Raw genomic sequence first — 19,187 nt, 5'->3', positions numbered from 1 at the left:
GTTAGTGACTCCATTTCTTTAGTAAGTCTTCAGCAACATTTAGCCGTATTGTTTCGGCATCATTTTGATAAGTCCGCTTTAAAACATCACCTATTTCTATTGACACACTTACATCTGACAATTCGTTTGCCTTTTTGTTTAAATTAATTGCTGCAATTTCTGATATTTCAAAGTAAACAGTTTTTTGTAAACTATCTCCCGAAGAAATTTGCATAGGAATTTGCGATAAACTCTCCGGCATTTTGATAAATACGCTTTTTTGATCATCTATAAAGTCGACGGTGTGCTCGATTAAATTACTTCCGCAGTGGACAAATATATGAATACTATCAATCACGATTGTTTTGGGTGTATTGTTTTGGATAATACACCTGACTTGCCCAGCCAAATATGAGTTTCCATTTATACGAATATTGCTAAACGAAAGTTCTTTGGTATATAGATTAATGTCCAGAGTCCCTTTATTATGATATATACAATCAAGATCGCTTCTTTCTGCTATGAAATTGGTGGCACCTTTTCGAGTATAAATCTCACCTTTTCGCAAAAAAACACCTTTGTTCTTATTGTACTCCTTTGAAATAACATATGGGCGATTTAAGTCATGATGTGGAATACGAATAAACCCTATCGTTACTCCTTGGTAATCAAGATATCCCAGTTCAACATCAATAAATGGTTCAACATAGGAGTGCAATAAGTTATTAATTTCAGAAATATCAGGCAAAGAAGCTCTATCTATTCCTAAGACATTCCAAGTAGAGTTTTCAACGCCAAAAACGATATACTTATCCTTTGGTTTAATATTATTAGCAAAAGAAACAATATCCTTAATAAGGTCGTACTTCTTCTCTTTGGAATAATATTCTTTTTTGAAATCCACTTGATCATTCTCATCCTGTGAAATGATTAAGTTAATTATTTGATTTTCTTTTGATGTCATAATTGAACCTCTTGAATTATAATATAGTTCTCAAATTAAAATTCCATTACAATGATCGATTTCGTGCTGAATGATCTGAGCCGTCCAGCCTGTGTAGGTCTTGATGCGAGTCTGCAATTCCAAGTTTTGATACTTAACCTTAATGGATTTATAGCGTTTGCAAGGGCGTGGGCCGCCGAGAAGAGATAGGCAACTTTCCTCGGCATCGTATACGCTGTCTTTTTTTATAATTTCCGGATTGAGCATTACAGTGTAAGTAGATATCCGTCTACTTTCATCGAGAAAAGCGATTATTCGTTTTTTCACGCCAGTCATATTCGCTGCCATGCCGACACAACTATCCTTGTGCGCAATCAGCGTATCGAGCAGATCCTGTGCGACGAATAGATCATCTTTTGTTGCCGGTTCCGACTTTCCCGCAAGAAATATCGGATCATGTATCAGTTCCTTGACCATTTCCGTAAACCTCGATTATCTTTTTCAATATCTCTACATCCGCCGGGCAGAATTCATAATTCGGAATTCCACTCGGTGCAATCCATTTTATATCTTTATGTTCAAATTTTTGCGGTACGCCTTCAATGACAACTGCATTGAACAAGGTTAGATGCACTGTCAAATCCGGGTATTCATGAACGACATCCATAAATACATCACCAATAGAAAGCGTCACGGCAAGTTCTTCTTGGCATTCGCGGATAAGCGCCTGTTCTTTCGTCTCGCCCGGTTCCACCTTACCGCCGACGAATTCCCACAAAAGGCCTCTGGCTTTATGCGCCGGGCGTTGGCAAATCATAAATTTATCTTTATCCCATATAAGAGCGGCCACTACTTCTGTCATTATCCAACCACCAATTTGTTTGTTTTCTTCAGGTATTTTGCCGGAATGGGGGCATCTAATCTCCATGTAATATTCATCGGTCTTGAACCGTTATGTGAAACATAATTTGCAGTACCAAGATAAGTGTACGGTGCAGTATTGCCGTAAACATCATTCTTAAATTCGCGCACAAACAAGAGAACCTTGCTGCCGTTTTTGCGATGATTGATATACCGCTGACCGACTTTACCTTCTGCATTGGTCGTGCTTTGACTTTGCCAATAGAACAGTGTTTCATTGATGGAATAATCCTGATACATGGTTGTAGGCGAGTAGTCTTTATCCGACTTGTTCAATGTGATAAAGAACACATCAATTTCCTTGTCGGGCAACCATTTTACACCTTCGCGAACCGTGCTTGGCTTCATAAAATCCATTGCAACAAGCAGTTGATCGCGCGTATAGGTACAATGCAGATCCAGCGGACAATCAAATCCGAGGCTGACAGGCTCATCAATAAAATCAATGCGATTGTAGTTATATTTGAGCAATGCAATCAGCTCAGAAAGCATTATCGGGCTATTTAAAAGAGCCCGGAAATTTTCGAATACTTCGTCCGCGTTCCAATCCTCAATCGCTTTTCCCCACATTGTAATATAGAACATCTGAAGCATACGCTTTTCTATATCCGAAAGTTTTGTAAGGCCGAAATGGTCGATGTTTTCCAAAACACGTAGCATAAACACAATCCAACGTCTTGAATCAACCAAAGCAAAACGGCTGAGTGCTTTTGACATTACCTCTTCGATCGGTTCCTCGAAATCATCAATTATATCTGCACGCGCGCACAGACGAGAAAAAGAAGCAAATTTATAGATTGAGCGAGGATCCAAACGATAGTGGTCAAGAAAGTTTTCGAGAGTAAGTTTTAGGCCGGTATCTTCTTCAAAGGTTGCTATACGTGCAACAAGACCTGCGCTGTTTCCATAAGATGCGCGAATGTTATCAAGAATATATCTTGCTGCCTTCTTTTCAAGCTGAATATAGCATCCCTTTGGGAGTGAAATAAACCCATCCTTAATTTCACGTGTTACGCCTCGTGTGGTGTTGAAAAGTAGAGCTGCAAACTTATCTTCAAAATTATACTTTTTGTTTGCCTGTCCGATAAAATCAAGTACAGTCAGGCACTCTTTATCCTCGGATAAACGCAGTCCACGTCCAAGCTGCTGTAAAAACACTGTCAAAGATTCTGTTGGACGCAAGAATAAAACCGTGTTGACTTCAGGAATGTCCACACCTTCGTTGTAGATATCAACGACGAAGATAAACCGCACTTCACCTTTTACAAGCCTGGCCTTTGACTCTTTTCTTTCTTCGTCCGGCGAATGTCCGGTCAGGAACATCGACGGAATTCCGCGGGCATTAAAGTAATTAGACATAAATTCTGCGTGTTCAACCGTTACGCAAAATCCAAGCCCCTTTACATCATCAATATCAGTAACATATTTGAGCAATGAAGAAACCACCAAGTCGGCGCGACGATTTGCCATCATGCCGCTGAGTGTATAAATTCGCGAAAGTTCGCCTTTATCATAACCTCCGGCTGCCCATTTTAAGTGATCTAGATCAACCGTATCAGTTACACCGAAATACTGGAACGGACACAGGAGCTTACGGTCAATAGCTTCGGGCAGACGAATTTCGGCAGCAATACGATTATTAAAATACGGCAAAATGCTCTTTCCGTCCATACGTTCAGGCGTTGCCGTCAAACCGAGAAGAATCTGCGGATTATAATAGGATAAGAGCTTTTGATATGTAGGCGCGGCAGCATGGTGGAACTCGTCCACAATAATATAATCATAAAAATCTGATGTTGTTTTTTCGGTAAAGCTCTTCGAGTTGAAAGTTTGAATAGATATAAAAAGATTATCTATGCTTTCCGGTTTATAGCTGCCTACAAACATCTCCCCAAAGTTTGCATCTTTCAGTACTGCGCGAAAGGTGTACATACTTTGTTCCAGAATTTCTTCACGATGAGCCACGAACAAAAGTCGGCAAGGCTTATCCGGGTTTTGCTTGCGGAAACGCTTGTAATCAAGCGCAGAAATCACCGTCTTTCCGGTACCTGTGGCGGCAACAACAAGGTTTCTGTGATAGCCACGAACCTTGCGCTCTGCTTCCAGCTTATCAAGAATTTCTTGCTGATAGGCATATGGCGCAATATCCATTGTATAAACTTCGGCATTATTACTGTCAAAGTATTTTTCAGCCTTTAGCGCACGGGCTAAACGCTCCTTTTGCTCCTCGTTGTAATATTCAAATTCATTGGAATTCCAATAGCTTTCAAAGGTGGCTTCGATTTTGTCAATCGTTTCCGGCTGGTCCTTCTTTGTGACCTTTACGTTCCATTCAAGGCCGCTGGAAATGGCAGCATTAGATAGGTTCGACGAACCAACATACGCCGTAGTAAAACCGGTATCCCGATAGAAAACATACGTTTTCGCATGAAGTCGGGTGCGTTTGGTGTCATAACTCACCTTGATTTTTGTGTTAGGAAGTTTGCGGAGTTCTTCGATTGCCTTTACATCGGTCGCTCCCATATAAGAGGTTGTAATAATGCGGAGTTCACCGCCGTTTTGTGTGAAGGTTTTAAGCTCATCCATTATTAAGCGCAGTCCGCTCCATTTAATGAAGGATACCAGCATATCAATACGGTTACAGGATATAATTTCCTTCTTGAGCTCTGAAAACATCTGCGGCTCGTGGATTGCACCAGTAAATAGCGAGCTTTGTGCAATAGATGTTTCGGGGCGAATAATCGCTGCCTTTTCGTCGAGCGCAAGGATGTTGTTCTTTCTATCAAAAAGGGCGAGAAGCTGTTCAGCCCGTTTTGCAACCGTCATGTCATGAAAGGTATTTTCCTTTGTTTCGCAAATAATGGTAGAAATAATACGATTGGCAAGAGCTACTTGCGAGTTGATGTCACCGCCGTTATCGACGATATTATCCAATCCTTTTTCAACAACCTCGGCAACATATTTTGCTAACACTTTGGCCGCCTCAGCACTATCAATAGGTGCAGTTGTAGAGAGCTTCTCCGTGGAATCAAGCTCTTTCTCTAAGCTATTATTGATTATTTGCTCATAAAGCCCATCGTGTAACATATACCTTAATACCCTTCCTCGCGTTTGTTAAATCCTCTTTTATGCTTGATCAATGATTTCCACTATATCATCCATCGTGCAGCCCAATGCAGAGCATATCTTCACGAGCACTTCGCTGCTGACGACGGCGCCGTCTTTGCCCATCTTTGTAATGGTTGCGATGCTGATGCCGGCTTTTTCGGCGAGTTCTTTCTTTTTCATATCACGGTCGATCAAAAGCTTGAACAATTTTTTAAAGCTTGCGGCCATTGCATTACACCTCATACGCAGTTATAAATTTGGCATTTTACCATTTTCGTCATTATACCACATTTCAGACTGAATATCAACGGCTTTCGGCATAATAATACTGCGATTTCAGTATTTCTCGGTTTTTGTCGCAAAGTTCTATCTTATTCCCTGGGATATTCAAATTTCCTTTTTCTTTGTCTACTGCAGTGTATTTGAAACACTATCCTGAAGTCACATTGAAATATTTAGTGAAACATGGTATAATAACTTTGATAATCCACAAAGGCCCACAACAGTTGATATAGAATCATATAATAATGGAGGTGCAAAACCGTGATTGCGGGATTATTAAAAGTAGATGAGGCAATTTATGAAAGCAACAAGATTATTTGTCGCCAAATCAGTCGTTTGGGCGAATCAACACGCGGAGAGGTTTCTCAAGAAGTTTTGGAATCTTTGCGCCATTTTGTAGAACACATCATTCTTAAAGAATATGCTAACGGTGGAGATATTGAAGACACTCACGAGAATCTAAAAGTCGCGGTTAAGTACGTAAAAAACGAGCCGCAGTTAATACACTTATCTAGATTTCACCACTTCCTTCAAGTATCATCATCTCATCGTGTGCTCAAAGAACACAATGCCGAGAGACTCATGATAAGATACTATGAATATTTGTTCCGAATCAGGAAATTTCTATATGACAAATACTCTATGGTGGTACTCGAAAACCTAGAACAATTCCCTTTAGACACTAATGATGAACTCGCAGAATACTATACTAAAATTGCTACCGTAGTTGATAGGTATAATGCTCCTATTCATGGCGGATTCCGTTACGATAGGTTTTACGTTCAAAAAATCAAACCATTTTTCATCAATAACAAAATATATTACGAAGTTGCATTTGTCTCTGCAAATGACAATGCAAGTAAAACCGACAGCATCATTGCTTTTACAGACATGGAAATTACCAGTTACTACGCGGTCAAGTTTGCTATAGCTGACAATAGCATTGAGATTTTTGATCAGCGTATGCCAATTCGTGTTATTGTCGATTGGGAGGTTAATATTCGCCCCTGTGAGTTAAAGAATTTCAATAGAATTCTTGACAATTCACTAAGAGACTACGGCTCAGCAGAACAACGCAATATCAGTCAATTCCTTACTAAAACAGGCCTCAGCTTATCAGAAGTAATAATGTTCTCCGATGAGGCCTTTGCTAAACTCAGAAGCCAACTTGTTCCTTCGACAAAAGCCATCCACTTTTTTGATTGTCTTGAAAAATGTCGCGATATAATAAAACAAAACGCACCCGGAAGCAATATACTGCGATACTTGTTGCACCATCTAACCAATCGTGTACTTAGGAAGCAATATAAAGATATCTGGTACTATGATCGTTTTGAAAACAAATACGTACATGTAGGAAAAAACAGCAATCTTTCTGATCTTTATTTGGACAACAAATGTATCCCTTTTGACGAGATGCCTTTCTGTTCTGGATTAAAAAATCACGTTCCCAGCTTATCGGATTTGTTTGATTGCCTTGATGTAAAGGGACGTGAGCACGAGCTTTTGGCTTGGGTCGTCCAAAACAATACAGAAAGAGAAAACATTCTATTTACGCCGCTCGAAAAAACGGAGGATGGCAAATATAAGCTTGACAACTTTGATGATGTGGAATCCCTGGTTGCCACTTACAATCAGCGGCTATACCATTCGGAGAAACAACAACTTCGCAAAATGGTTATAAAATATAATCATCTTTTCATCGAACATTACAAGGAAGATACTGTATCTATAATTAGGACGATAAAGAATCTTACCCAAAATGGTATAGACAATTATACCAACATGGCAAACTATTGGATGCAGACAACCAATCAAGTCAATAGTGATGAGAAAAAAGCTGCTCTACTCAACATGTTTTCTCACTCGAAAGTTGCTCTCATATATGGCTCTGCCGGTACCGGAAAATCATACTTGATTAATCATATATCGAACATGTTTGCGAGCAAATCAAGACTTTATTTAGCTCAAACCAATCCTGCTGTAAACAATATGAGAAGAAAAGTTACCGCATCTGCAAACAGTACTTTTATGACCATATCAAAGTTCACAAGCAACAAATATAAGGGCAAGACAACCTTTGATATACTAATAATTGATGAGTGTAGTACGGTAAACAATCAAGATATGAGAGAAGTCCTTGAACGAGCAAACTTCGAGTTGCTCGTGTTGGTTGGCGACACCTACCAGATTGAGTCAATAGAATTCGGAAATTGGTTTGATGCAGTACGGTTCTTCCTTCCTCAAACTGCAGTATGTGAACTCACAACACCTTACAGAAGTGATTCTGTTGCTCTATTGAATGTTTGGAACGATGTCAGAAAAATGAATGGGGACATATATTATCTTCTTCAAACTTATGGTTACTCTACCGATTTGGACAAATCAATCTTTGCTCCGGCTAGAGAAGGTGAGGTCGTTTTATGTCTCAATTATGGTGGTCTGTATGGCATAAACAATATTAACCATTTCCTACAAGAAAGCAATACAGGCAAGGCAATATGGCGAGGAATACAACGTTATAAAGTAGGCGACCCTATCTTATTCAACGATGCGTCGGACAAGTTTTTCACTCGTACAGAAGAACAGCTTCCCGTGATTCATAACAATATGACTGGTCGTATTGTCGATTTTCTTTTGCTGAACGAGGGGAAAGCTACAGAAGGAATACAGTTTGATATAGAAATAGATCGACCACTCATAGACATGGATATGAAGGATATGGATTTTACCATAGTTGGAACTGCCGCTAACGGTAACTCTATCATTCGTTTTGTCGTTAATAAAAATAAGACCACAGACGAAGATGACGAAGGACCTTCAAAAGCCATTGTTCCTTTCCAAATTGCCTATGCAGTATCTATTCATAAAGCCCAAGGTCTTGAGTATGATCATGTCAAGATCATCATAACTGATGAAATTGATGAGTTGATTACTCATAGTATCTTCTACACCGCTATTACACGAGCAAGAGAGTCTTTGAAAATATACTGGACTCAACCGGTTGAAGAAAAAGTATTGGATCAGATCAAGCCGCAAGATCATCAAAAAGATGTGGCTCTATTAAGACAAGAGATCAAATGATAAAAAAAGGCGAGAGAGATCTAATAATGCTCTCGCTTTTTCTTTGTTTACAGCATCGCAGATTTTGGCTTAAAAGACTTGACTTTTTTCGGTGTTTAGAGTTACTATACAACCACCAAACGAACGCTCCCCGAACGATTTTTGTTCGGGGAGTGTTTTTATGACCACATAACAGACCACCTACCGTTTCGGAGCACTCGGAAACAGTGGAGATAAGAGTGCCGAAGAGCGCGGTTTTCCGAGCGGAAAGGGGCGGAAAAAGCTATTTTTAGCGGAAATTGTCTTCATAGGTCCGTTTGGGACCAAGATGCCGCAGGTCCAAGTTCTGTCACCTCGACCATATCGAGTGTTCATAAGGGATTTGACTTATGAACACTCTTTTTGTTTTATCATATAATTCGTATGTACGAGCAAGGGTAACACCTTGCTCTTTTTTATGCCGTGAATTGTTCGGTTATATACTCTACGGCAACCCCTTTGCGTGTATCCGCAATGTGGGTTTGTTTTGCGGTGTTCGGCAATTCGATATATCCGATAAAACGGTAATATATAACGATTCGTTGCGTTCGACTTTTGCCTGTACCCTCTGTTTCAAAAATATCAATATGGTCAATCAGTTCTCGAAGCAGCGGGGATGTCAGATTATCCATTTGCATAAACCTGCGAATTGCCGATATGAATTTTCCATATTCCGAATTGGTGTTTTTCAACTCTTCAATTTTGTATCGAGTATCCGCAATTTTGGCTTTTAAGTCTATACGCTCTTTTTCGTATTTATGAGATAGCTCAACAAACCATTCATCGCTGACTTTTCCGATAACATTATCCTCGTATAGCTTTTCATAAAGTTGCGATACCGTGTTGCTGCGTGTAATCGCTTTTTGCAGTTCCGACTCCAAAAACTTTTTATCTTTTTCTCTTTCTTCGTCATTTTTCCGCAAAAGCAGTTGTGCAAAATATGACTCGTCAATTTCTAACATTTCAACAAGTCGCCTTAATTCGAGTTTTACAACTTCTTCAAGGGCGTCTGCTCTGACATAATGTCTTCCCAGACACTTTCCTCGATAATCAACTTTGTTATCAGAACAAGTGAAATAGTGAATTTCTTTATTCGAGGTGCTTGTGTGGTATCTCATTTTACTGTGGCAATCTCCGCAATATATCAATCCGTTAAATATACTCCGTTCGCCGTTTTCTTTTTTCGGAGCCCGACGCTTTGTTTTTGAAATAAACTTCTGTACGGTTTCAAATGTTTCTCGGTCGATTATCGGCTCATTAACATTCTTAAATACAGCCCAATTCTCTTTGGGGTTTTCATATCTTGTTTTGTTTTTAAATGACTTGGAATATGTTTTTAAATTGATAATATCTCCGCAATACTCTTGTTGAGAAAGAATTTTTTGAACAGTTGTCTTACACCATTTGTACGGATTGGTTTGTGTTTTCTTTCCGCCTCTGTTCAGTCCTTTGGACTGCCAATATGCCATAGGAATAAGCACTTCGTTTTCCTGCAATTCTCTTGCAATGGTTTCGTTGCCTTTACCGTCGAGGCACATTTTGAATATGCTTTTCACAACGGTTGCGGCTTCCAGGTCAATTATCCATTTTTTTGTTTTCCGGAGATTTCATATATCCGTAAGGCGGTTGCGATAACGGCTCTGCCATACTGCCTCTGAGCCTGTGGGATGAACGAATCTTTTTTGAAATATCTCTTGCATACATTTCGTTTAAGATATTCTTGAACGGTGCAATTTCGCTCTCGCCTTCGTCGCTGTCAATGGCATCGTTCACGGCAATAAAACGAACATTATGTTCGGGGAAATAGCTGTCGGTATAATTACCTACCGAAACATAATCACGGCCCAGGCGGGATAAATCTTTAACCATTACGGCAGAAACAAGTCCGATTTCAATATCGTCGATAAGCTGTTGAAATCCGGGACGGTTGAAATTTGTTCCGGTATATCCGTCATCCACATAATATTTTGTATCCGTTAAACCCATTTCTTTTGCTTTTTGTGATAACAACTTTTTTTGATTACCTATGGAGTTACTCTCGCTTTCCGTTCCGTCATCACGGGATAAACGACAATAAAGAGCAGTTATCCCTATTTGGTTTTTGTTTTTCGACTGCATTTAATCCTCCTTTACGACAGTCGAACAATCATATTCATCTGTCATTTTATCATTGATGCTATCAAATGACAATTCTGCGAAATCGCCCATGAGATGTTTTTTCAATCTGTTATTCAAATGATTGCTGTCGCTATATTTTTTAATCTTAAAATCCTCAAATTTACCGCAAACGATATATCTTACTCCGTTTATCATATATTCGCCTGTACCCAAGTTGAAATTTGTTATTTGCTTTTTCATATTATCTCTCCCTCTCACGCTGTCGGATTAAATATTTTCTGTAATGTTCGCAAGCTTTAATTATGAAATCTTCGGTCTTTTGTTTATCCAAACCTTTTGGCAAGACGTCACGCAACTTATCTGCTGATATTCGCACCTGTTCTTTTTGATTTGGCTTTTCTTCATTGAGAACGGCGAAAACCGTATCGACGAAAAAGTTGCCGTCTTTACTGAATTTTCTCAATCTTTGTGCTTGTGACAATGACGGCGTAGCGTTGGTAAATTCGATTTGTTCAAGCAATATTTGCTGTTCATATTCCGACAGATATGAAAGTTCAACCGCAGGAGTAAAGGCTATCCTTTCCTCGTCAACGAGTTTAAGTAATTCGGGTATTAAATATGTCAGGCGGATATATCGCTGTATTTGTCTTGCGCTGTCATCGACGGTTTCTGCAATCTTTTCATCTGTTCTTAACTTTGTGCCAAGTTGGCACGAAGTTTTCCCTTGATGCTTCAAAGCCTCTGATTTCATTTTGTATGCAAAAGCCTTTTCACTCGGTAAAATATGTTCACGGTGTATGTTTGAATCCACCATTTGCACAATTGCCTCGTCTTTTGTGAGTTCTTCGATTATTGCGGGTACGCTTGTTATTCCGAGTTCCTTGCACGCTTCAACTCGTCTGTGTCCGCTGATAATTTCATATTTACCGGCCGGAAAAGAACGAACGATTATCGGTTCAAGCAATCCGTTTTCTTTTATGCTTTCGGTTAATTCTTGTTGCTCAATTCCGCTTCTTTTCTTAAACGGATGATTTTCAAAGGGAACAAGTAAATCTATGCTTATGTTTTTTATCATTTTAACCTCCATATATATTCTTTTCTCGGCCGGTAACAGTCTTAATCTTCTAAGTCTTATTACCTTCCGTTATTCGGAAATCAAGAAAACCGAAAATCAGAATTGTTTCAGATAGATAATGCTCGGCTTCCCCTGACCTTGTCTTTTGCGAATAATCAAATCTGCGACTTCAAGTTCGAAGAATAACTTGCATATCTTTTCGTGACCGAAATGCAGTTTTTTCTGAGCGGATTTTATTGTGAAATATTGATATACTCTGCCTTGTTTATCTATCCAGCCGTTTTTGACGGACAAATACATTCGGTCAAGCAAAAGTCCGTACAGCATTTTTGCATCTGTTGAAACCGATTTGTACTTTTCTTCAAATAACGCTTTCGGTACTTTGTAGAAAGTAAAGTTTTTAGCATCCGATATTTTGAAATATTTGTTCACTGTATCACCTCTGTTTCTGTATTGATTTGGTGCCAAAATCGGTAATTTTTTCTTTTGTATCGGCTTTTCATTGAAAACAAGTATCGCTACATCAAATTAACCGCTGTCATCATATTCACGACGATTTTTAACGCTTTTTGCTCCTCTTTTGGATTTGTACTTCGGGCAGAAAACAACGATTGCCTTGTGGCTTTGCTTGCATTTGTTTTTGCTTTTGAGGTAAAGGCTGTTGTATGTTCTTCTGCCTGTTTCGGGATTTATGAAAAAATCCCATTCTTGTTTTGCTTTCTTTGATAATCTCGGCATTGTAAAAACTCCCTTCACTTGTTTGAACCGGGAGAGCCGTTTTGTACCCCCTCCGAAGAGAAAAAGTTTCCGAAAATAAAAAATCTCTCCGATTTATCAAATCGAAGGGGAAAAGTTAGTTTGAATTTGGTATTCAATTTTAATAGGCAAAAAGAAAAAGACACAGCCAACGGATTTTTCTCCGTAAGCTGTGCCTTGATTTTTAATTGTAAAGATTATGGGTAATGCGAATCCAATATCGAATGTTCAATCTGAGCGAGCAGACCGTTTTTACCCATGCGGCGAAAAAACGGTAAAACACTTTGTCAGGGAATACCCTGAAACCCGATTACCACCCTAACTTGTTTGAACTGAGAGAATCGTTTTGCACCCCTGTAAACGAAAAAAATTGTGAGAAAGCAAAAATCCCTGTTGAGATACAGAAAATTCTGTAAACCCAACAGGGACTTCTTTTAATTCGCACAATCGACTTGCACTTTGTATTTATCTAAAATTTAAGCGACAATTTTGGAGACATACTTTTCGGGTACAATATAGTTAACACTTACTCGGAGGTAAATACAATGAAAGGACGAATTTTAACGGCAGATATTATTGATGATTTTAGAAAAAATTTAGAGCTGCAAGAGAAAAGCACGGCAACGATTGAAAAATATATTCGTGATGTAAAAGCATTTTCGCTTTATGCAAAGTCCAAAGCAATAACTAAAGAAACCGTGATTGCCTACAAAAATCATTTGCAGGAAAATTACGCTGTTCGCAGTGTGAACTCAATGCTTGCAAGTATCAACAGCCTGTTTGCATTTTTGAATTGGTTTGATTTGAGAGTGAAATCGCTAAAATTGCAACAGCAAGTATTTTGCTCGGAAGAAAAAGAATTGACAAGAGCAGAATACAAACGCTTGTGTCAAGCGGCAAAGCAAAAGAAAAACGAACGATTGAATTTAATTATTCAAACGATTTGTGCCACAGGCATTCGTGTCAGCGAGTTGCAATATATCACGATTGAGGCAGTGAAGTGTGGCGAGGCAATTGTAAACTGCAAGGCAAAAACACGCTCAGTTTTTATCGTGAAAGAACTGAAACAAAAATTGCTCCGCTATGCAGCAGAGCAAGGAATAAAAAACGGTATGATTTTTGTAACGAAAAGCGGAAAGCCGATAAACCGCACGAATATCTGGCGAGAGATGAAAGCCTTGTGCAAAGATGCAAATGTCAATCCGCAAAAGGTGTTTCCGCATAATCTTCGCCATCTGTTTGCACGCACATTTTATGGGATTGAAAAAGATATTGCAAAGCTTGCCGACATTCTTGGTCACAGCAGTATCAACACAACTCGAATTTATATTATTTCCACCGGTACGGAACACCGCAAAAGAATGGAAAATATGCACTTGATTATTTAGCTTAAAAACAAAAAATCCGTCCAAATCGGCGGCGAATAACATAATCGATATTATGTTGCATTTAGAATCAATTCCATACAAAATAAAAAAGCACCTACAATCAAATGTAGGTGCCGAAAACTAAAAATGAGTATGACGAACCAAGCCTTGTCAAGAAAAAACTTGAAAAGGCTTATTCGTGTTTGTTTTAGGTGACGATTTTGGTACTTTTCATATCGTACAATATATGTAGCATTGTAAATAAATATGAAATATGATATAATCAAAAATAAATTAAGTATGTTTTACAACATAATATCGATTTTGTTGTACGGAGAGTGATAAAAGCGTGATGAAACAAGTTAAATCGAAACAGCGTGTTGCCGATCATGGAGAGGTTTTTACTGCGGAACGAGAAGTAAAAGCAATGTGCGATTTGGTTTCGCAAGAATGTGACCGAATTGACAGTCGATTCCTTGAGCCGGCTTGTGGCAACGGAAATTTCCTTGTTGAAATTTTAACAAGAAAATTGGCAACTGTAAAAAGATTATATAAAAGCAATCCTTATGATTTTGACCGTTATTCCGTTCTTGCTGTTTCGAGCGTTTATGGTGTGGATATTATGCAAGATAACACCGAGGAATGTCGCAATCGTTTGTATTCTATTTGGGAAAAAGAATATAAAGCAGTTTGCAAAAAGCAATGTAACGACGATACACGCAAATCGGTTAAATACATTCTTCAAAAGAACATTTTATGCGGTAACGCTTTAACTCTTATGTGCGTTGACGAACATCAAAATGATACCGATATTCCGATAGTTTTCCCTGAGTGGAGTATGGTGCTTGGTACAAAACTGAAAAGGCGAGATTTTCGTCTTGATGTTTTATTGAAAGCGAATGAAAAACCCAAAAAATCAAAACAACAATCGCTGTTCAATTCAGACGATACAAATCAGTACTTATCTAAAAATCCCGTTACGGATGAATATATGGCGGAGCCGATTTGTGAATATCCGCCGATAAATTACAGGAGGATATGGGAAAATGGCTAACAGTTTTTTTGATACAATCTATAAAAATAAAACTCAACACACACCTGATGTACTAAGTTGTTTATCAAACCTCTCAAATGACGAGGTTTTTACACCGCCGGATGTGGTTAATCAAATGCTTGACCTTTTACCTCAAGAGCTGTTCACAGATCCGAACACAACATTTTTAGACCCGGCTTGCAAAACAGGCGTTTTTCTTCGTGAAATTGCAAAGCGATTGTTAGTAGGGCTTGAGGATAAAATACCCGATTTGCAGGAGCGTATTGACCATATTTTCCATAAGCAGCTTTACGGTATTGCAATTACAGAACTGACGAGCCTTTTATCTCGCCGAAGTCTTTATTGCTCGAAATATCCCAACGGTCCGTATTCAATTACGGAATTTGATAGTCCGGAGGGCAATATTCGATTTAGACGCATAAATCATACTTGGGTAAACGGAAAATGCAAATATTGTGGCGTGTCTAAAAAAACGGTATTAGGAAGCGAAAAACGTAAACTAGAATTAGAGACTCATGCTTACGAGTGGATACATATTGACAACCCTGAAAGGCTATTAGATATGAAATTTGATGTTATAATAAGTAATCCTCCTTATCAGTTGGATGATGGGGGAAATGGTGCAAGTGCAAAGCCAATTTATCATAGATTTATTGAACAAGCAGAAAAATTAAATCCAAGGTACTTAACGATGATTATTCCGGCAAGATGGTATGCTGGAGGTAAAGGACTTGACAATTTTAGAAAATCAATGCTTAATGATACTCAAATATCACATTTAGTAGATTTTGTTAATGCTAAAGACTGCTTCCCAGGAATAAGTATAGGTGGTGGAGTTTGTTATTTTCTAAAAACAAAAGGTTATAAAGGAAAATGCCATTATACCAATATCCATGATGGCCATGTTTCTAAAAAGATGCGTGATTTAAACGAATTTGAAGTGTTTATACGATATAATGAGGCTATTTCAATAATAGAAAAAGTAAAAGAATATAATGAAAATTGTTTTGCATGTCATGTAGGCACTAGAAATCCATATGGCCTTTCTTCCTCTGCAAGAGGTAAAAAAGAGAAGGGAGAAATCGCATTATATTCAAGCGACGGTATTAGCTATATTGAAAAATCGCAAATTAAACAAGGTCATGACACGATTAAAAAATATAAAGTTATGATAAGCAAGGTTACGGCAGAACATGCCGGTGAACCAGACAAGGATGGAATGTTGGGTGTCCTATCAACAACAAAACAACTTGGACCTGATGAAGTGTGTACGGATTCATATCTCATTGCATATACAAGTGATTCACCTACCAAGGTAAATAATTGTATAGAATATATGAATACAAAGTTCTTTCGATTTCTGCTATTACAAGCAGTTTCTTCTATTAACTTATCTAAAGATAAATTCATTTTTATTCCAGATCAGGATTATAACATAGGTTGGAATGATGAAAAATTATATAAAAAGTATAATCTTTCAGAAAATGAAATTGATTTTATAGAAACCATGATAAAACCAAAAGCAGGAGGTATAACTAATGGCAAATAATATCAGTCTATCCGACATTCTACACAACCGACCTGCTGTTGTGCCGACTATTTACGGCTATGTTTTACCTACCGTTGCCGACCATGACGGGTATATAAAAATCGGATATACCGACCGTGAAAATACCGAAAGCAGAATCAAAGAGCAGTTACATACCGCAGGTATTCCGTTTAAGGTGTTATTCAAAGAGTCTGCTATGCGTTCCGACGGAACTTGCTTTACAGATAAAGATGTTCACCGATTGCTAAAACACAAAGGCTTTCGACAGTTAAACGAGGGTAAAGACCATAACGAATGGTTTTGTTGTTCAGAAAAAGAGGCTCTTGAAACAATAGAAGAAGTAAGAACAGGTATTCGCTTTGAAGGTCAGCGCACTTGGAATTTTTCTATGCGAAAAGAACAACAAACTGCCGTGCAAATGGCAAAAGACTATTTTGAACAATCAAAAAAAGATGACCCTGACCGCCCGTCTAAATTTTTATGGAATGCTAAAATGCGTTTCGGCAAAACATTTGCAACATACCAACTTGCAAAATCAATGAATTTCAAAAGAATTTTGGTTTTAACTTTTAAGCCTGCGGTTGAATCGGCATGGCAGGAAGATTTATCACACCATATTGATTTTTTAGGGTGGCAGTTTGTTTCAAACAAAGAGGCAAAATTTGATGCAAGAGAGCTTGACGAACAATTTGAGGATTGCGATAGCACAAAGCCGATTGTGGTTTTCGGTTCGTTTCAAGATTTATTAGGTACTAACAGTGCCGGAGGCATAAAAGCAAAGAATGAATTTATACACACAACAAATTGGGATTTGGTAGTATTTGATGAATACCATTTTGGTGCATGGCGTGAAAATGCAAAAAATCTTTTTGAAAAATTCGACGAAGAAAATGACGATTTCGACATTGAAAAATATCAAAAAGAAGAGGCAGGCAACGCAATTAACGAGTCATTTTTGCCAATCACTTCAAATCACTATCTTTATCTGTCAGGCACACCGTTCAGAGCGTTAAATTCCGGCGAATTTTTAGAAGACCAAATTTTCAACTGGACTTATTCCGATGAGCAATCGGCAAAAGAAAATTGGACAGGCAAGGCTGAAGATAATCCTTATGCAGCACTGCCAAAGATGATTATGCTCACATACAAGGTCCCGGATTCTATTACCAATGTTGCCACAAACGAGGGCTATGATGAATTTGATATAAACGAATTTTTCCGTGCAGAATGTGAAGAAAAGGACAAGCCGGAAACAGCACGATTTGTCTATGAAGATTATGTACAAAATTGGTTGAAAATGATTCAAGGCAACTATATGCCTGTTGATGGATTAAAGCTTGGCGCAGAACGACCGCCTATGCCCTTTTCAGATACAACACTTTTGAATGTTTTATCACATACTCTTTGGTTTTTGCCTAATATTGCAAGTTGTTATGCAATGTATAATTTACTCAAGCAAAAGCAAAACAATTTCTTTAGCGATTACAAAATTATTGTATGCGCCGGAACAAAAGCGGGCATTGGCTTAGATGCTTTAACACCTGTACTCAATGCTATGGGCGATCCACTTAAAACAAAAACAATAACTCTCTCTTGCGGAAAACTCACAACAGGCGTTACGGTTAGACCGTGGGCAGGCGTATTTATGCTTCGTAATTTGAAATCGCCCGAAACATATTTCCAAACAGCATTTCGTGTGCAATCTCCTTGGGAAATTAAAGATGAACACGGCAATCGAGAAATTATTAAAAAAGAATGTTATGTATTCGACTTTGCATTAGAGCGTGCATTGCGACAAATTTCGGATTATTCCTGCCGATTAAAAGTTGACGACACAAGTCCTGAACAAAAGGTGTCGGAGTTTATAAATTTCTTACCTGTTCTTGCTTTTGACGGTTCATCAATGAACAAAATTGATGCACAGGATATACTTGATATTACATACGCAGGCACTTCGGCTACTTTACTTGCGAAGCGTTGGCAGACAGCTCTGCTTGTTCATGTTGATAACGATACTCTCAAGAAGTTACAAAACAATCAAGACGCTTTGGACGCACTTATGAATATTGAGGGATTCCGTTCGCTTAATTCCGAAATTCAGACGATTATCAACCGTTCAGAAAAGGTTAAAAAGCTCAAAAAAGAAAAGGGCGACAACCTTACAAAGCAAGAGAAAAAAGAAATTTCAGAGGACGAAAAGAAAGCAAAATCTTTGCGTAAGCAGGTTCAGGAAAATTTGCTAAAACTCGCTGCTCGTATTCCTGCGTTTATGTATTTGACCGATTACCGTGAGCAAACGATAAAAGATGTTATAACACAGATTGAGCCGGAGCTTTTCAAAAAAGTAACAGGACTTTCAGTTAAAAATTTTGATGTTCTTTGTTCTATCGGTTTGTTCGATCCTGAAAAGATGAATCAAGGCATTTTCGGATTTAGAAAGTATGAGAATTCAAGCCTTAACTATACAGGAATTGACAAGCACGAGGGTGAGGCTGTCGGCGGTTGGGACACTGTTCTTCGCCGAGAAGAATATGAGGCACTTTATTCTAAACAACAAGCAACCATTACAGATTTGACCGATGCGATAATTTCTGCTACAGAAACCAAAACGGCACCCGAATCAAGTGCAAGTTCTAAAATTGATACTACTTCAGCCCAAAAAACGGTTAATCCCGAAAAGCAGGAAAAACCGCAAATCGATTGGGAACATATTCTTGCCGATGTCGGAACCGGAACGATTGTAAAACACAAAATGTTTGGCGAAGGTACTGTTGTTTGGATGGATAAAGCTAAAAAATATATTCGCATTAAATTTAAGAACGGCGAAAAACAGTTTATCTTTCCCGATGCTTTTATTGGTGGATTTTTAAGTCTGCAATAAATTTCTTTACATACAGGTCTTAGGATGTCCCTAACGAGGGAATTACCGTTTG

The 19,187-nt window shown here is 38.4% G+C and carries 16 protein-coding genes; 5 read left to right on the top strand and 11 right to left on the bottom strand.

What is annotated here, in order from left to right; all coding sequences use genetic code 11:
• Position 1: 1 nt before the first annotated feature.
• From H8R91_RS07050 to H8R91_RS07030, 5 genes are read right to left on the bottom strand one after another with little or no spacing between them, the layout of a single operon-like run.
• A complete protein-coding gene (locus tag H8R91_RS07050; RefSeq protein ID WP_186935435.1) occupies positions 2 to 943 on the bottom strand; it encodes an AlbA family DNA-binding domain-containing protein in 942 nt (313 codons plus the stop codon).
• A gap of 30 nt (positions 944 to 973) precedes the next feature.
• A complete protein-coding gene (locus H8R91_RS07045) occupies positions 974 to 1,399 on the bottom strand; it encodes a peptide deformylase (protein WP_186935434.1) in 426 nt (141 codons plus the stop codon).
• Complete coding sequence (locus H8R91_RS07040; RefSeq protein ID WP_186935433.1) at positions 1,377 to 1,784, bottom strand: (deoxy)nucleoside triphosphate pyrophosphohydrolase; 408 nt, start codon at positions 1,782 to 1,784, stop codon at positions 1,377 to 1,379. Before H8R91_RS07040 ends, H8R91_RS07045 begins: the two co-directional genes overlap by 23 nt.
• On the bottom strand, positions 1,784 to 4,930 hold the full coding sequence (locus H8R91_RS07035; RefSeq protein WP_186935432.1) for a DEAD/DEAH box helicase: 3,147 nt from the start codon (positions 4,928 to 4,930) through the stop codon (positions 1,784 to 1,786). Before H8R91_RS07035 ends, H8R91_RS07040 begins: the two co-directional genes overlap by 1 nt.
• 39 nt (positions 4,931 to 4,969) lie before the next feature.
• Positions 4,970 to 5,179: a helix-turn-helix domain-containing protein gene (locus tag H8R91_RS07030; protein ID WP_186935431.1), complete on the bottom strand. Its 210-nt coding sequence runs from the start codon at positions 5,177 to 5,179 to the stop codon at positions 4,970 to 4,972.
• A gap of 315 nt (positions 5,180 to 5,494) precedes the next feature.
• Between H8R91_RS07030 and H8R91_RS12420 the strand changes: the two genes are divergently transcribed.
• A complete protein-coding gene (locus H8R91_RS12420; RefSeq protein ID WP_186935430.1) occupies positions 5,495 to 8,317 on the top strand; it encodes an ATP-dependent DNA helicase in 2,823 nt (940 codons plus the stop codon).
• 434 nt (positions 8,318 to 8,751) lie between these two features.
• Here H8R91_RS12420 and H8R91_RS07020 read toward each other — a convergent pair whose 3' ends face one another.
• The 6 genes from H8R91_RS07020 to H8R91_RS06995 all read right to left on the bottom strand — a co-directional run bounded on the left by H8R91_RS07020 (position 8,752) and on the right by H8R91_RS06995 (position 12,266).
• A complete protein-coding gene (locus H8R91_RS07020; protein ID WP_186935429.1) occupies positions 8,752 to 9,891 on the bottom strand; it encodes a recombinase family protein in 1,140 nt (379 codons plus the stop codon).
• A gap of 19 nt (positions 9,892 to 9,910) precedes the next feature.
• On the bottom strand, positions 9,911 to 10,453 hold the full coding sequence (locus H8R91_RS07015) for a recombinase family protein (protein WP_186935428.1): 543 nt from the start codon (positions 10,451 to 10,453) through the stop codon (positions 9,911 to 9,913).
• The gene (locus H8R91_RS07010; protein ID WP_186935427.1) at positions 10,454 to 10,693 is read right to left on the bottom strand and encodes a hypothetical protein; all 240 of its coding nucleotides are present in this window, start codon (positions 10,691 to 10,693) and stop codon (positions 10,454 to 10,456) included.
• 1 nt (position 10,694) lies between these two features.
• Positions 10,695 to 11,528, bottom strand: coding sequence for a ParB/RepB/Spo0J family partition protein (locus tag H8R91_RS07005; RefSeq protein ID WP_186935426.1), 834 nt, complete (start codon positions 11,526 to 11,528; stop codon positions 10,695 to 10,697).
• Positions 11,529 to 11,624: 96 nt separating this feature from the next.
• On the bottom strand, positions 11,625 to 11,960 hold the full coding sequence (locus tag H8R91_RS07000) for a replication initiator protein A (RefSeq protein ID WP_186935425.1): 336 nt from the start codon (positions 11,958 to 11,960) through the stop codon (positions 11,625 to 11,627).
• A 96-nt stretch (positions 11,961 to 12,056) separates the two neighbouring features.
• Positions 12,057 to 12,266: a hypothetical protein gene (locus tag H8R91_RS06995; RefSeq protein ID WP_186935424.1), complete on the bottom strand. Its 210-nt coding sequence runs from the start codon at positions 12,264 to 12,266 to the stop codon at positions 12,057 to 12,059.
• Between the two features lie 563 nt (positions 12,267 to 12,829).
• On the opposite strand from H8R91_RS06995, the gene H8R91_RS06990 reads away from it, so the two are divergent.
• The 4 genes from H8R91_RS06990 to H8R91_RS06975 all read left to right on the top strand — a co-directional run bounded on the left by H8R91_RS06990 (position 12,830) and on the right by H8R91_RS06975 (position 19,135).
• A complete protein-coding gene (locus H8R91_RS06990; protein ID WP_186935423.1) occupies positions 12,830 to 13,672 on the top strand; it encodes a tyrosine-type recombinase/integrase in 843 nt (280 codons plus the stop codon).
• A gap of 331 nt (positions 13,673 to 14,003) precedes the next feature.
• Positions 14,004 to 14,705, top strand: coding sequence for a hypothetical protein (locus H8R91_RS06985; RefSeq protein ID WP_186935422.1), 702 nt, complete (start codon positions 14,004 to 14,006; stop codon positions 14,703 to 14,705).
• Positions 14,698 to 16,254 carry an Eco57I restriction-modification methylase domain-containing protein gene (locus H8R91_RS06980; protein ID WP_186935421.1) on the top strand — a complete coding sequence of 519 codons (1,557 nt, stop codon included), beginning with the start codon at positions 14,698 to 14,700 and terminating at the stop codon, positions 16,252 to 16,254. Before H8R91_RS06985 ends, H8R91_RS06980 begins: the two co-directional genes overlap by 8 nt.
• Positions 16,244 to 19,135, top strand: coding sequence for a GIY-YIG nuclease family protein (locus H8R91_RS06975; RefSeq protein ID WP_186935420.1), 2,892 nt, complete (start codon positions 16,244 to 16,246; stop codon positions 19,133 to 19,135). Before H8R91_RS06980 ends, H8R91_RS06975 begins: the two co-directional genes overlap by 11 nt.
• Positions 19,136 to 19,187 lie beyond the last annotated feature (52 nt).

This window comes from Ruminococcus intestinalis (assembly GCF_014288065.1).
GTDB lineage: Bacteria > Bacillota > Clostridia > Oscillospirales > Acutalibacteraceae > Ruminococcoides > Ruminococcoides intestinale_A.
Note: the sequence above shows the minus strand (reverse complement) of the source record. Positions and strands in the feature narration are given on the sequence as shown.